Source organism: Pseudomonas sp. RIT-PI-r, assembly GCF_001297015.1.
In the GTDB taxonomy this organism is placed as follows: Bacteria; Pseudomonadota; Gammaproteobacteria; order Pseudomonadales; family Pseudomonadaceae; genus Aquipseudomonas.
In genome coordinates, this window is the sequence record NZ_LIGE01000047.1 from 327,687 (window position 1) to 343,185 (window position 15,499).

At 59.5% G+C, this 15,499-nt stretch carries 11 protein-coding genes; 1 reads left to right on the forward strand and 10 read right to left on the reverse strand.

What is annotated here, in order from left to right; all coding sequences use genetic code 11:
- Window positions 1-725: 725 nt before the first annotated feature.
- Both AK821_RS28870 and purL read right to left on the reverse strand, forming a co-directional pair.
- The gene (locus AK821_RS28870; RefSeq protein ID WP_042607740.1) at window positions 726-1,037 is read right to left on the reverse strand and encodes a Nif3-like dinuclear metal center hexameric protein; all 312 of its coding nucleotides are present in this window, start codon (window positions 1,035-1,037) and stop codon (window positions 726-728) included.
- Between the two features lie 5 nt (window positions 1,038-1,042).
- Complete coding sequence (gene purL / locus AK821_RS28875; RefSeq protein WP_064393274.1) at window positions 1,043-4,939, reverse strand: phosphoribosylformylglycinamidine synthase; 3,897 nt, start codon at window positions 4,937-4,939, stop codon at window positions 1,043-1,045.
- Between the two features lie 285 nt (window positions 4,940-5,224).
- Here purL and mltF point away from each other — a divergent pair, with 285 nt between their 5' ends.
- Window positions 5,225-6,685, forward strand: coding sequence for a membrane-bound lytic murein transglycosylase MltF (gene mltF, locus AK821_RS28880; protein ID WP_082355505.1), 1,461 nt, complete (start codon window positions 5,225-5,227; stop codon window positions 6,683-6,685).
- A gap of 83 nt (window positions 6,686-6,768) precedes the next feature.
- Here the strand turns inward: mltF and pdxJ are convergent, their stop codons facing one another.
- The 8 genes from pdxJ to lptF form a co-directional block, all read right to left on the reverse strand.
- Window positions 6,769-7,515: a pyridoxine 5'-phosphate synthase gene (pdxJ, locus tag AK821_RS28885; protein ID WP_047292711.1), complete on the reverse strand. Its 747-nt coding sequence runs from the start codon at window positions 7,513-7,515 to the stop codon at window positions 6,769-6,771.
- A 39-nt stretch (window positions 7,516-7,554) separates the two neighbouring features.
- Complete coding sequence (gene recO, locus AK821_RS28890; RefSeq protein WP_064393275.1) at window positions 7,555-8,244, reverse strand: DNA repair protein RecO; 690 nt, start codon at window positions 8,242-8,244, stop codon at window positions 7,555-7,557.
- Window positions 8,245-8,358: 114 nt separating this feature from the next.
- Window positions 8,359-9,261, reverse strand: coding sequence for a GTPase Era (gene era / locus AK821_RS28895; protein WP_007909024.1), 903 nt, complete (start codon window positions 9,259-9,261; stop codon window positions 8,359-8,361).
- On the reverse strand, window positions 9,254-9,943 hold the full coding sequence (gene rnc / locus AK821_RS28900; protein WP_016986099.1) for a ribonuclease III: 690 nt from the start codon (window positions 9,941-9,943) through the stop codon (window positions 9,254-9,256). The genes era and rnc overlap by 8 nt, the downstream gene beginning before the upstream one ends.
- A gap of 182 nt (window positions 9,944-10,125) precedes the next feature.
- Entirely contained in the window at window positions 10,126-10,980 is an 855-nt protein-coding gene (gene lepB, locus AK821_RS28905; protein ID WP_064393276.1) for a signal peptidase I, read from the reverse strand.
- Between the two features lie 5 nt (window positions 10,981-10,985).
- Complete coding sequence (gene lepA / locus AK821_RS28910; RefSeq protein ID WP_038357686.1) at window positions 10,986-12,785, reverse strand: translation elongation factor 4; 1,800 nt, start codon at window positions 12,783-12,785, stop codon at window positions 10,986-10,988.
- Window positions 12,786-12,957: 172 nt separating this feature from the next.
- Window positions 12,958-14,019 (reverse strand): LPS export ABC transporter permease LptG, encoded by a 1,062-nt coding sequence (gene lptG, locus AK821_RS28915; RefSeq protein ID WP_064393277.1) that lies wholly within the window; start codon window positions 14,017-14,019, stop codon window positions 12,958-12,960.
- Window positions 14,012-15,133 carry an LPS export ABC transporter permease LptF gene (gene lptF, locus AK821_RS28920; RefSeq protein WP_064393278.1) on the reverse strand — a complete coding sequence of 374 codons (1,122 nt, stop codon included), beginning with the start codon at window positions 15,131-15,133 and terminating at the stop codon, window positions 14,012-14,014. Before lptF ends, lptG begins: the two co-directional genes overlap by 8 nt.
- Window positions 15,134-15,499: the final 366 nt, after the last annotated feature.

Consider the following 15,499-nt stretch of genomic DNA (forward strand, 5'->3'; position numbering starts at 1 on the left):
GCCGACGTGAAATACCGAGTCGAATTCAGATCCTGAAACAGATCAAAAGCCCCTCACTCCCCCTCTCCCAGAGGGAGAGGGGACTGACCGAAGTGTTTGGTGGATCTACGCTGACGTGAAATACCGAGTCGAATTCAGATCCTGAAAAGCCCACAAATCGGCACCCTCTCCCCCGGGAGAGGGCTGGGCGGGCGGCGTTCCGATGAGGGGCAGCTCCAACACAAATCAAAAGTCGAACCCCGTGCTCCTCACCACTCAATAGGCCGAGTGTCAGCTCGCCTGCTCTTGATCTTGATCCACAGGCCCCGTCGGCAGGCTGAGTGGAGGGATTTATCCGGGGGTGGGAGCGCAGCGACCGTTTGGCGCAGCCAAATGCATCGAGAGGAGGTGCAGCGAAGCAAACCGGAGGCGATGCGCCCGGATGAATTCCGGAGCGAAGGAACCCCGAGCTTTAGCGAGTGGGCCGAACGTTGGGGCAAGCCTTTTTGGTTACTTTTGACTGGGCCGGCATTCCGGGCGTTTGTCAAAAGTGACCCGCCGTAAGGGCGGAACCGTCAGCGGCAGCACTCGAAGAAACGGATATTCACTCAGTCAGCCAGAGCATGGTCGCCTGTCAGGGCGCCATCGCGAGCAGACTCACTCCTACAGAAAAGCAAATCGGGGGCAACAAAAAACCCGCAGACAATCACTCATCTGCGGGTTTCCTGTTTCAGCAGCAAAAAAGATCAGAAATCTTCCAGCCGCCACACCTCATAAGCCGGCGTCTCGTAGGGATGACTAAGCTTCAAAGCCGCCACAACAGCAACAATCAACTCATCCGCCACCACCAGCTCAACCTTCCATTCCTCAACCCGCTCAACCTGCCCCGCCTCACCAATGAACGGCTGACTGCCGTCCAAAGGTCGAAACTGGCCCAGACCGAGCACCTGCCAGGCACAGTGGTCATAGTCACCGATCCGCCCACCACCGGCAGCGAACACAGCCCCTTTGACCACCTCGACATGACTGTCAGGAACAAAAAACGCCAGCTTGTACACAGGCCTTAATTAACCCAGACCCGCGCATTACGGAACATACGCATCCAAGGTGCATCTTCGTTCCAGTCTTCCGAACGCCACGAGTTCTGCACGGCACGGAACACACGCTCCGGGTGCGGCATCATGATCGTCACACGGCCATCACGGCTGGTGAGACCGGTAATCCCGCGCGGCGAACCGTTCGGGTTGGCCGGATACGACTCAGTGACCTTGCCATGGTTGTCGACGAAACGCATCGCCACGCAACCCGACAGATCGGCTTCCAGCAGCGCATCTTCGCTGGAGAACTCGGCGTGACCTTCACCGTGAGCAATGGCGATCGGCATACGCGAACCGGCCATGCCCTGCAGGAAGATCGAGTTTGATTCCTGGATCTGCACCATCGCCACACGCGCTTCGAACTGCTCGGAGCGGTTACGCACGAAGTGCGGCCAGAACTCGCTGCCCGGGATCAGCTCGTGCAGGTTGGACATCATCTGGCAACCGTTGCACACGCCGAGGGTGAAGCTGTCGTTACGTTCGAAGAAACCCTGGAACGCATCGCGGGCGCGGCTGTTGAACAGTGCCGACTTGGCCCAGCCTTCACCGGCGCCGAGCACGTCGCCGTAGGAGAAACCACCGCACGCCACCAGACCTTTGAACTCGTTCAGGTCGACACGGCCAGCGAGAATGTCGCTCATGTGCACGTCGATCGCGTTGAAACCGGCGCGGTCGAACGCGGCAGCCATTTCCACCTGACCGTTGACGCCCTGCTCACGCAGCACGGCAACCTGAGGGCGGATGCCTTTCTTGATGTAAGGCGCGGCGATGTCCTGATTGACGTCGTAGCTGAGCTTGACGCTCAGGCCCGGGTTGTCTTCTTCCAGCAGCACGTCGAATTCTTGCTCGGCGCAGTCGGCGTTGTCACGCAGACGCTGGATCTGGTAGCTGGTTTCAGCCCAGGTGCGTTGCAGCAGACGACGCTGGCCTTCGAACACGGTGTCACCGTTGAAGGTGATGTTGATCTGGCCATTGTTGATCGGCTGACCGATAACCGACACGCAGTCGCCCAGACCGGCCGCGCTGAATTGCGCGAGGATGTCTGGCGTGGCGTCCTGACGAACCTGGATCACCGCACCCAGTTCTTCGTTGAACAGGATCGCAGCGATTTCTGCCGAGGACTCGGCAACGCTGTCGAGGTTCAGGCTCAGACCGCAGTGACCGGCGAAGGCCATTTCCACCACGGAGGTCAGCAGACCACCGTCGGAGCGGTCGTGGTAAGCCAGCAGGTGACCGTCGGCGTTGAGGCCCTGGATCACGGCGAAGAAGGCTTTCAGGTCTTCGGCGTCATCGACGTCCGGCGCGTGTTTGCCGAGCTTGCCGTGTGTCTGAGCAAGGATCGAAGCGCCCATACGGTTCTGACCGCGACCGAGGTCGATCAGGATCAGGTCGGTGGTGCCCTTGTCCATGCGCAGTTCCGGGGTCAGGGTCTGACGGATGTCAGCCACTGGCGCGAAACCGGTCACGATCAGCGACATCGGCGAGGTCACGGTTTTTTCTTCGCCGTTGTCGTTCCAGCGAGTGGCCATGGACATCGAGTCCTTGCCCACCGGAATGGTGATGCCCAGCTCAGGGCACAGCTCCATACCGACCGCTTTCACGGTGTCGTACAGACGCGCATCTTCGCCCGGGTGGCCGGCAGCGGACATCCAGTTCGCCGACAGTTTGATGTCGGAGATTTTGTTGATGCGCGAAGCAGCGATGTTGGTCAGGGTTTCGCCGATGGCCATGCGGCCCGAGGCCGGAGCGTCCAGCAATGCCAGCGGAGTGCGCTCGCCCATCGCCATCGCTTCACCGGTGTAGACGTCGAAGCTGGTCGCGGTGACGGCAACGTCGGCCACCGGAACCTGCCACGGGCCGACCATTTGGTCACGGGCCACGAGGCCGGTGATGGTGCGGTCGCCGATGGTGATCAGGAAGCTCTTGCTCGCCACGGCCGGGTGATGCAGAACGCGTTCGATGGACTCGCTGATGTCGAGGTTCGACGGATCGAAGTCATCGCCCAGCTCAGCTTCGCGAACCACCGAACGGTGCATGCGCGGGGCTTTGCCCAGCAACACTTCCAGTGGCATGTCCACCGGGTTGTTGCCGAAGTGGCTGTCGGTCACGGTCAGTTGCGGCTCGGCAGTCGCCTCGCCCACTACGGCAAACGGGCAGCGCTCACGTTCGCAGATCGCCTGGAAGCGTTCGAAGTCTTCAGGGCCGACCGCGAGAACGTAACGTTCCTGGGATTCGTTGGACCAGATTTCGTGCGGGGCCATGCCCGGCTCGTCGTTGGGAATGTTGCGCAGTTCGAAACGGCCACCGCGGTCGCCGTCGTTGACCAGTTCCGGGAAGGCGTTGGACAGACCGCCCGCGCCGACGTCGTGGATGAAGCTGATCGGGTTCTTGTCACCCAGTTGCCAGCAACGGTCGATGACTTCCTGGCAGCGACGCTCCATCTCAGGGTTTTCACGCTGTACGGAAGCGAAGTCGAGATCCGCCGAGCTGGTGCCGGTGGCCATCGAGGAAGCGGCGCCGCCGCCCAGACCGATCAACATCGCCGGACCGCCGAGGACGATCAGCTTGGAGCCAACGACGATCTCGCCTTTCTTGACGTGTTCTTCGCGGATGTTGCCCATGCCGCCAGCGAGCATGATCGGCTTGTGGTAACCACGAACCTCGTCACCGTGCGGGGTGGTGATCGATTGTTCGAAGGTACGGAAGTAGCCAGTCAGGGCCGGACGGCCGAATTCGTTGTTGAACGCGGCGCCGCCGAGCGGGCCTTCGATCATGATGTCCAGCGCGGTGACGATGCGCTCAGGCTTGCCGTACGGCACTTCCCACGGCTGTTCGAAGCCGGGGATCTGCAGGTTCGACACGGTGAAACCGGTCAGGCCAGCCTTTGGCTTGGCGCCACGACCGGTTGCACCTTCGTCACGGATCTCGCCGCCGGAACCGGTCGATGCGCCCGGGAACGGGGCAATCGCGGTCGGGTGGTTGTGGGTTTCAACCTTCATCAGGATGTGCACCGGCTCCTGCACCGCGCCGTACTGGCGGGTTTCAGGGTTCGGGAAGAAACGGCCGGCAACGTTGCCGACGATCACCGAGGCGTTGTCCTTATAAGCCGACAGAACGCCTTCGCTGTGCATCACGTAGGTGTTCTTGATCATGCCGAACAGGCTTTTTTCCTGGTTCTCACCATCAATATCCCAACTGGCGTTGAAGATCTTGTGGCGGCAGTGCTCGGAGTTGGCCTGGGCGAACATCATCAGTTCGATGTCGTGCGGGTTGCGCTTCAAGCCGTTGAAGGCGTCGACCAGATAGTCGATCTCGTCTTCGGCCAGAGCCAGGCCCAGCTCGGTGTTGGCTTTTTCCAGCGCGGCGCGACCACCACCGAGGATGTCGATTGCGGTCAGCGGCTTCGGCTCGGCGTGGCTGAACAGACCGGCGGCCTGTTCGAGGTTGGCCAGCACGATCTGGGTCATGCGGTCATGCAGCACGTCGGCAATCTGCTGGGCTTGGGCTTCGCTGAACTGACCGGCCACGTAGAAGGCGATACCGCGCTCCAGACGCTGGATCTTGCTCAGGCCGCAGTTGCGGGCGATATCGCTGGCCTTGCTCGACCATGGCGAGATGGTGCCGAAACGCGGCAACACCAGAAACAGACGGCCGGTCGGCTCTTGAACCGGGACACTTGGACCGTACTTCAGAAGGCGCGCTAGCACCTGCTGTTCGTCGCCGGTCAGGACGCCGGTGACTTCGGCGAAGTGAGCGAATTCAGCATACAGGCCACTGACAGCTGGAACCTTCTGGCTCAGTTGCTCAAGGAGTTTGCTGTGGCGAAAGGCAGAAAGGGCAGGAGCGCCGCGCAGGATCAACATCTTCGGGACAGCCTCGGGAAGGGGTGTGCTTTGAGGCCGTGCATTCTAGCCTAAACCGCCCTCAACATCACCCGAAACGCTACGCACGGTTGCACTCGGACCTCAATCTGTGTTTCTGCCTTGAAAGTCAGGTAAATCGACCCTGTAGCAACGGCTTATTTTTACTGTAACAAAATGCCCTGAAGGCCCGTTTTTGCGGGGTTTCGTCAGGTTTTGTGATGTCTAGCAGACAAGCCCCGTGCTGTCGATATATGGCGCCCGTGGCCGTTTGCGTATACTGCGCAGATGTTTTTCCCAACGGCTTTGCGTCCGCGGTACGCCAAATGGCTGATCGCAACCGGACTCTTCCTGATGCTCGGTGGCTGTGTTGATAAACCCAACACTCTCGAGCGCATAAAGGAGGATGGTGTGCTGCGGGTGATTACCCGTAACAGCCCCGCCACCTACTTTCAGGATCGCAGCGGTGAAACCGGCTTCGAATACGAGCTGGTGAAACGCTTCGCCGACGATTTGGGTGTGGAACTGAAAATCGAGACCGCTGACAACCTCGACGACCTGTTCAATCAGATCGGCAAACCGAACGGCCCGGTGCTGGCCGCCGCCGGTCTGGTCAGCAGCGAACAGCGCAAGAAACAGGTGCGCTTCTCGCACTCCTACCTCGAAGTCACCCCGCAGATCATCTACCGCAACGGCCAGTCGCGGCCAACCGATCCCGGCGATCTGGTCGGCAAGAAGATCATGGTGCTCAAAGGGAGCACCCACGCTGAACAACTGGCCGAGCTGAAACAGAAATATCCTGGCATTGAGTACGAAGAGTCCGATGCGGTTGAAGTCGTTGACCTGCTGCGCATGGTCGATGAAGGTCAGATTGACCTGACCCTGGTCGATTCCAACGAAGTGGCGATGAATCAGGTGTACTTCACCAACATCCGCGTGGCTTTCGACCTCGGCGATGCACGCAGCCAGAGCTGGGCGGTGGGCCCGGGCGAAGACAACAGCCTGCTCAACGAGATCAATGCCTACCTCGACAAGGTGCAAAAAAACGGCACCCTGCAACGCCTGAAGGATCGCTATTACGGCCACGTCGACGTCCTCGGCTACATGGGCGCCACCACCTTCGCCCAACATTTGCAGCAGCGCCTGCCGAAATACGAACAGCACTTCAAGAATTACGCGAAGAAAGAGAAAGTCGACTGGCGCCTTCTAGCGGCGATCGGTTATCAGGAATCGCTGTGGCAACCGACCGTCACCTCGAAAACCGGCGTGCGCGGTTTGATGATGCTGACCCAGAACACCGCTCAGGCGATGGGCGTGTCCAACCGTCTCGATCCGAAGCAAAGCATCATGGGCGGCGCCAAGTACCTGGCTTATATGAAGGATCAGCTCGACGATTCGATCAAGGAACCGGATCGCACCTGGTTTGCCCTGGCAGCCTATAACGTCGGCAGTGGTCACCTGGATGACGCGCGCAAACTGACGGCCAAGGAAGGTTTGAACCCGGACAAATGGCTGGACGTGAAGAAGATTCTGCCGCGTCTGTCGCAGAAGCAGTGGTACAGCAAGACGCGTTATGGCTACGCCCGTGGCGGCGAACCGGTGCATTTTGTGGCGAACATTCGTCGTTACTACGACATTCTGACCTGGGTGACGCAGCCGCAGCTTGAGGGCGATCAGGTGGCCGAAGGTAACCTGCATGTGCCTGCGATCGACAAGTCAAAACCCGCTCAAGAACCTGCCCCGCTTTAAAGCAAAAGATCGCAGCCTTCGGCAGCTCCTACAGGGATACACATTCCAATGTAGGAGCTGCCGAAGGCTGCGATCTCTTGATCTTAACCCTTGAGAGCAGCCGCCAGAATCAGCGCCTTCATCTCGGAAACAGCAGACTTGAATCCCACAAACAACGCATGCGCCACCAGCGCATGGCCTATGTTCAGTTCGTTGATGCCTTTGATCGCCGCTACGGCTTCAACGTTGTGATAGTGCAAGCCGTGACCCGCGTTAACGATCAGGCCTTGGGCCAGACCAAACGCCACACCGTCCGCCACACGCTTTAGCTCCTCAGCCACTTCAGTGGGGGTTTCGGCATCAGCATAACGCCCGGTGTGCAGTTCGATCGCCGGTGCGCCAACGCGCTTCGACGCTGCAATCTGCCGCTCATCAGCATCGATGAACAGCGACACTTCGCTGCCAATCTTCGACAGACGCTCAACCGCAGCCTTGATCCGCTCTTCCTGCCCCGCTACATCCAGACCACCCTCGGTCGTCAGTTCCTGACGGGTTTCCGGCACCAGGCAGATGTGCGCCGGACGGATGCGCTCGGCGAACGCCATCATTTCTTCGGTGACACCCATTTCGAAGTTCATGCGGGTCTGCAGCACGTCCTTGAGCAACAGAACATCGCGCTCCTGAATGTGTCGGCGGTCTTCACGCAGGTGCACAGTGATGCCATCGGCACCCGCCTCTTCCGCATCCAGCGCCGCCTTGACCGGGTCCGGATAACGCGTGCCACGGGCCTGACGCAGGGTGGCGACGTGGTCGATGTTCACGCCAAGAAGAATGCGATTGCTGGTGGTCACGGGTGCGCTCCTGAATTGAGAGATTCGGCGCACAGCATATCAGGGCTTGCGAAACAGCTCGCGGCTTACCAGCGGGCGACCGCCCAAATGAACGGCCAGTGCCTGACGCATCAGACGCTTGGCGGCGGACAGCGCGCCGGGGGCGGTCCAGTCGGCTTCGGCCATCGCCAGTAATTCAACGCCGTTAAACAGGCCCGGTTGCAACAGGAAGACCCGCTCCAGCCCCGCGTCCACTTGCAGACGATAGAGACCGTCCGCCGCGACGGGTTCACCGTGAACGTCAGTGTTCAGTGAAAAGCCGTAACCGAGGTCATCCAGCAGCCGCCACTCGAAGGAACGCAGCAGCGGCTCCAGCGGACGGCCTTCAGCCAATGCCAGCAAGGTCGCGGCGTAGTGATCGAAAACACCCGGATGCGGGTCTTCGGCGGGCAACAAGCGGATCAGTAACTCATTGAGGTAGAGACCGCTGAACAGCGCCTCGCCATTGAGCCACGCGGATGTGCCGGAGCTTTCCATGCGTCCGACATTCTTTAGCTCACCCTTGCCGCGAAACTCCACTTCCAGCGACACGAAAGGCCGCGCCAACGTCCCGGCCTTGCCCCGCGCACTGCGCAACACCGCCCGCAAGCGACCTTGCGGCGTGAGGAAGTCCACGAGCGCACTGGTTTCGCGGTAGGCGCGGGAGTGCAGGACGTAGGCGGGTTGGGCGGGAGGTGGGGTTTGCGACATGAACGTTGTTTCCCGATCAGGGATTGCAAAAAAGATCGCAGCCTTCGGCAGCTCCTACAGGTGTACGCCATGTAGGAGCTGCCGAAGGCTGCGATCTTTTGATCTTCGAATCGCTTACAGGTCGCCGTAACCCAGCGAACGCAGCGCACGCTCGTCGTCGGACCAGCCGCCCTTCACCTTCACCCACAGGTTGAGCATGATCTTGGAGTCGAACAGCAGCTCCATGTCCTTGCGCGCTTCGGTGCCGATGCGTTTGATGCGCTCGCCCTTGTCGCCAATGATGATCTTCTTCTGGCCGTCACGCTCAACGAGGATCAAGGCGTGGATGTGCAGGGTCTTGCCCTGCTGCTTGAACTCTTCGATTTCGACGGTGATCTGGTACGGCAGCTCGGCGCCCATCTGGCGCATGATTTTCTCACGCACCAGTTCGGCGGCGAGGAAACGGCTGCTGCGGTCGGTGATCTGGTCTTCCGGGAAGAAGTGATCGTTTTCCGGCAGGTGATCGGCAATGACCTTTTCCAGCGCGTCGAGGTTGTGCCCGTGCTGCGCGGAAATAGGAATGATCTGCGCGTTCGGCAGTTGTTCCTGCAACCAGGACAGATGCGGCATCAGCTCGGCTTTGTCTTCGATACGGTCAGTCTTGTTCAGCGCGACGATCAGCGGGCCGGTCACGTACTGCACGCGCTCGAGAACCATCTGGTCTTCGTCGGTCCACTTGGTGCGGTCAACCACGAAAATCACCACATCGACGTCTTTCAACGCCGCCGAAGCGGTTTTGTTCATGTAACGATTCAGAGCCTTTTCGCCACCCTTGTGCATGCCGGGGGTGTCGACGTAGATCGCTTGCACGTCACCTTCGGTTTTGATCCCGAGCATGTTGTGGCGAGTGGTCTGCGGCTTGCGCGAAGTGATCGCGAGCTTCTGGCCGAGGATGTGGTTCAGCAGCGTCGACTTACCGACGTTGGGACGGCCGACGATGGCAACATAGCCACAGCGAGTTGCATTTGTATCAGTCATTGCCATTCTCCACGCCCAGGGCAATCAGTGCTGCAGCGGCCGCTACCTGTTCGGCAATACGACGGCTCACACCCTGACCTCGGCTTTTTTCATTCAGTAAGACAACTTCGCACTCGACGAAGAAGGTTCGGCAGTGCGGCTCGCCCTGGATATCCACCACTTCGTAGCGTGGCAGATCGCACCCGCGCGATTGCAGGTGTTCCTGCAGACGGGTTTTCGGATCCTTGTTGGTATCGACCAGCGTCAGGCCTTCGAACTCGCCAGCCAGCCAGGCCAGAACGCGCTCGCGAGCCATGTCCATGCCGGCGTCCAGATAGATTGCACCGATCAAGGCTTCGAGGGCATCGGCCAGAATCGATTCGCGACGGAAACCACCGCTCTTCAATTCACCGGAACCCAAGCGCAGGTAATCGCCAAGGTCAAAACCGCGCGCCAGGACTGCCAGCGTCTCACCTTTCACCAGACGTGCGCGCAAACGCGACAACTGGCCTTCGCGGGCCAGCGGGAAGCGATCGAACAACGCCTCGCCGGCAACGAAGTTGAGGATGGCATCACCGAGGAATTCCAGGCGTTCGTTGTTGCGCCCGGCAAAGCTGCGGTGCGTGAGGGCCAGCAGCATCAGCTCCTGATCCTTGAAGGTGTATCCGAGCTGACGCTCGAGACGGCTTAAAGAAACGCTCACGGTTTACCCACGCTGAGTTCGTGGCTGGATTCCACCGCCATCGCCGGAATACGGCGCAGGCCTGGGACAATTAACGCTGTGTTCAAAAATTACATCCTGAATATCGTGGCTTCATGCCCCGGAGCCGATTGTGGTGGCTCCAGAAATGCAGTCGGCGCTGTGGTCAACAGCGCCGTGTGTGATTACTTGATCAGGCCAACCCGCGAGAAATTCGGCAGGTGACTGAGTTTCGGCTCCGGCCAGCTCATCCAGACCGCGAAGGCCTTGCCGACGATATTCTGGTCGGGAACCATGCCAAGCAGATCCTTGGGAATGTTCGGATCATCCCAGTAGCGACTGTCGTTCGAGTTGTCGCGGTTGTCGCCCATCATGAAGTAGTGCCCGGCCGGCACGGTCCATGTGTGATCCGGAGGGGTGCGGTAGCGGCTCATTTCCTTGCGGATCAGATGCTCGGCGGCGCCCAGTTTCTCTTTGTACAGCTCGGCGCTGCCCAGCGTGCCCGGCTCGGAGCCGATCATTTGCTCGGCAATCGACTCGCCATTGACGAACAGACGCTTGTCGGCGGTGTAGCGCACCGTGTCGCCCGGCAGGCCGACTACACGTTTGATGTAGTTGACGTTCGGGTCGCTCGGGTAGCGAAACACCATGACATCGCCGCGTTGCGGATCACCGACCTCGATGATTTTCTTGTCGATCACCGGCAGGCGGATCCCGTAAGAAAACTTGTTCACCAGAATGAAGTCGCCGACATCCAGGGTCGGTTTCATCGAGCCGGACGGAATCTGGAACGGTTCCACAAGGAACGAACGCAGCACCAGCACGATGAACAACACCGGAAAGAACGACTTGCCGTATTCAACCAGCAGCGGCTCTTTGTTCAGTTTTTCAACGACCACCCCATCAGGCTGGCTGACGCTGCCTTGATAAGAGGCAATGGCAGCACGCCGACGCGGTGCCAGGATCAACAGATCAAGCAACGCCAACAGGCCGCAGACGAACACGGCGATGACCAGCAACAGCGGGAAATTTAGTGACATAGGACCTAACTATCCAACCTGAGCACGGCAAGGAAGGCTTCTTGTGGAATTTCCACGTTGCCGACCTGCTTCATGCGTTTCTTACCGGCCTTTTGCTTCTCGAGCAGTTTCTTCTTACGGCTGACGTCACCACCGTAGCATTTGGCCAATACGTTCTTTCTGAGTGCCTTGACGGTTGTCCGGGCGACGATCTGACCGCCAATGGCGGCCTGAATCGCCACATCAAACATCTGACGCGGAATCAGTTCTTTCATCTTCTCGGTCAACTGGCGACCTTTGTAGTGCGAGTTGTCACGGTGCACGATCAACGCGAGGGCATCGACCTTGTCGCCGTTGATCAGCACATCCAGTTTCACCAGATTAGCCGATTGGTAACGATCGAAATGGTAATCCAGCGAAGCATAGCCGCGGCTGGTGGATTTGAGACGGTCGAAGAAGTCCAGGACCACTTCGTTCATCGGCAGGTCGTAAGTGACTTGCACCTGATTGCCGAGGAACAGCATGTCGACTTGAACGCCACGCTTCTCGATGCACAGGGTGATGACGTTGCCCAGGTGTTCCTGCGGCACCAGAATATTGGCGCGCACGATCGGCTCGCGCATGTCTTCGATCGACGACACATCCGGGAGTTTGGATGGGTTGTCGACGTAAATCGTTTCACCGGTTTTCAGTACCAGCTCGAAGATTACGGTTGGCGCGGTGGTGATCAGGTCCAGGTCGTATTCGCGCTCGAGACGCTCCTGAATGATCTCCATGTGCAGCATGCCAAGGAAGCCGCAACGGAAGCCGAAGCCCAGTGCGTCGGAGCTTTCCGGGGTGTACTGCAGCGACGAGTCGTTGAGGGTCAGCTTCTGCAGTGCTTCGCGGAAATCTTCGAAGTCGTCGGAGCTGACCGGGAACAGACCGGCGTAAACCTGTGGCTGGATGCGTTTGAAGCCGGGCAGCACTTCAACGTCCGGGGTCGAGCTCAGGGTCAGGGTGTCACCGACCGGTGCACCGTGAATGTCCTTGATGCTGGCGATGATGAAGCCCACTTCGCCGGCCTTCAGGTCAGACGTGGCAGTGTGTTTCGGGTTGAACACACCAACGCTGTCGACCAGATGGATCTTGCCGGTGGACTTGACGAGGATCTTGTCGCCCTTCTTCACGCGGCCATGACGCACGCGCACCAGGGAGACAACGCCCAGGTAGTTGTCGAACCAGGAGTCGATGATCAACGCTTGCAGCGGATCTTCGATGTTGCCGGTCGGCGCAGGAATGGTGTGCACCAGACGTTCGAGCACCTCGTCGACACCCAGGCCGGTTTTGGCGCTGCAGGTGACGGCGTCGGTGGCGTCGATGCCGATGATCTTCTCGATCTCGTCCTTGACGCGATCAGGATCGGCCTGCGGCAGGTCGATCTTGTTCAGTACCGGCATGACCTCAAGGCCCTGCTCGATCGCGGTGTAGCAGTTGGCCACGGACTGGGCTTCAACACCTTGACCGGCATCGACCACCAGCAACGCACCTTCACACGCGGCCAGGGAACGGCTGACTTCGTAGGTGAAGTCGACGTGGCCCGGGGTGTCAATGAAGTTCAGCTGGTACTTGATGCCGTCTTTGGCCGTGTAATAAAGGGTGACGCTGTGGGCCTTGATGGTGATCCCGCGTTCACGCTCCAGATCCATGGAATCCAGTACCTGGGCTTCCATTTCACGCTCGGCCAGGCCGCCGCACATCTGGATGAAGCGATCGGCCAGCGTCGACTTGCCATGGTCAATGTGGGCGATGATGGAGAAATTGCGGATATGACTCAAATCACTCACGGATCAACACTCAAAAAGGCTGCAGGCATAGCCCGCCGAAAAATAGCCGGGAATTGTACCTGATACACGGCGCAAGCGTCACGTTCGCCTGTCACCCGGATTGCATGCAAAAACGCCCCGATCTATCGATCGAGGCGTTCTCAAAGCTGAAACATTGGCAAAAATGCGCCGATCAACCGGCTCTTCGCAGCAGCCAGACACCCGCCAGCGCACAAACCCCGGCCGGTACCAACACCGCGAACAGCGGCGAGAAACCAAACACCAGGCTCGACGGGCCGAGCAAATCCTGGACGATACGGAAGGTGAAACCCACCAGCACACCGGTAAACACTCGCTGACCGAGGGTCACCGAACGCAACGGGCCGAAGATGAAGGAGATCGCCATCAGCACCAGCGCAGCAGTCACCAACGGCTGCAACACCTTGACCCAAAAAGCCAGCCAGTAGCGGCCATTGCTCAGACCTTGCTCGGACAGATAGTGGATGTAGCCCCACAGACCGCTGATCGACAGCGATTCCGGAGCCATGACCACGGTGCTGAGCAATTGCGGGCTCAGGGACACGTCCCAGCGCTCGGTCGGCGTATTCACGACTTCCGTGCTGCGCTCATTGAATCTGGTGGTCGCCACATCGGTGAGCTGCCAGTGATTGCCGTCGAATTCGGCCTTCTTGGCGAAGCTCGAACTGAGCAGATGGCGCTCTTTGTCGAAGTGATAGCGGGTCACGCCATACAGCAGGCCGTTTGGTTGCACGGCGTTGATATGGATGAATTCTTCACCCTGACGGTGCCACATACCGTGCTTGGCACTTTGCGCGTCGCCGCTGCCCTGCGCCAACGAACGATTGGCCTGGGCCATGCTCTCGGTCGCCGGAGCAACGTATTCGCCGATCAGCACGCCGGCCAGCATGAGCACCAGCATCGGCTTCATCACGGCCCAGACGATACGGCCGATGGATACCCCAGCGGCGCGCATGACCGTCAGCTCGCTGCTGCTGGCCAGACTGCCAAGGCCGATCAGGCAACCGATCAAAGCCGCCATTGGCAACATTTCGTAGAGACGGCGTGGCGCGGTCAGCAACACGAAGCTCAGAACATCAACGAGGGTGTAGGTGTCGCTGACGTCACCCATCTCATCGATGAAGGCAAACAGGGTCGCCAGACCGAGGATGATTGCCAGCACGGCGATGATCGCCATGAACACGCTGCTGCCGATGTAGCGGTCGAGTTTAACCACGGGCCACCTCCAGCGCAGCGCTGCGACGGCTGGCCATCTTCAGGCGCAAAGGCTCCCAATAGAGCAGGCCGAGGCCGATGATCAGGAAGATCGCATGCACCCACCACAAGCCGAGGGCCGGCGGGATCTTGCCTTTTTCAAGGGCGCCGCGCGCGGCAATCAGGATGGTCAGGTAAGCCATATAAAGAAGAATCGCCGGCAGCAGCTTGAGGAAACGCCCTTGACGCGGATTCACGCGCGACAGCGGCACCGCCATCAGGGTCACGATAAATACCAGCAGCGGCAGGGACAAGCGCCATTGCAGTTCGGTTTTGGAGCGGATGTCATCGCTGCCCAGCAGAGACGAGGTCGGCATGGCGTCACGGTCGGTGACTTCTTCGCTGACGTCCGGCTTGGGTAGCAGCACGCCGTAGGTTTCGTAGTGGATCGCGCGGTAATCGGCCTGACCCGGACTGCCATCGTAGCGGTAGCCGTTGTCGAGGATCAGATAGCGATTGCCGTCGGGGCGGACTTCCTGGCGACCGCTTTCAGCCACCAGTACGGAGATTCCTCGATCCTTTTGATCGGCACCGAGGTTCTTCTGCGAAATGAACACACTGCCCAGATTGACGCGATCGTCGCTCAGCGTCTCGGTGTAGGTCACCCGAGTGCCGTCGCGCAGGGCTTGAAAGCGCCCCGGCTCGAGGGTGTCGAATTCAGTCAGCGCATCCTGCTTGTTCAGCAGCAACTGAAACTGGTTGGCACCTTGCGGAGCCAGGCCCAGGCTCAGCCATGCTACCACCAGCGCCACCAGGGTCGCCGGGAACAGGGTCATGCGAAACAGCTTCTGCTGGCTCATGCCGGTGGCCGACAGCACGGTCATTTCGCTTTCGAGATACAGGCGACCGTAAGCCAGCAGGATGCCGAGAAACAGGCCCAGCGGCAGGATCAGCTGCAGGAAACCCGGCAGACGAAAGCCCATGATCAGGAACAGAGAGCCCGGATCGAGCTGGCCGGCAGCGGCCTGAGCCAGATATTTGATGAAGCGACCGCTCATGATGATGACCAGCAGCACGGCACTCACGGCGCTGAGGGTCAACAGGACTTCGCGGGACAGATAACGGAAGACGATCAAACCAGACACTCCAGGGTTGTCAGGCTAAGGCGGCCAAACAAGCAAACACATCGACCGGCCCGCAACGCAGAGCCGTCGGAAAAAGATGCGGCATTATCCTGTGATTGAGGTCGCCTGTCACTGCGCACACTCATCCATGTCTGTAATCCTTTGCAGATCGTACAACCTAGGGGGCGTTCTCAATTAGTTTTCACACCGCGCCGGGTCTGCTGTTGTGCAGGGCAAGGCGCGAGAAGCGTGGTTTGGTCATTCCAAATAAGCTTCGAGCAACGCAGCCCTGCACAACAGCAGGCCCGGCCCTTCGGGTTGTGCCTTAAAGCCGGCCAGTCTGCGTTGCAGGCCTTGGAAAGGGAACAACCATTCCCA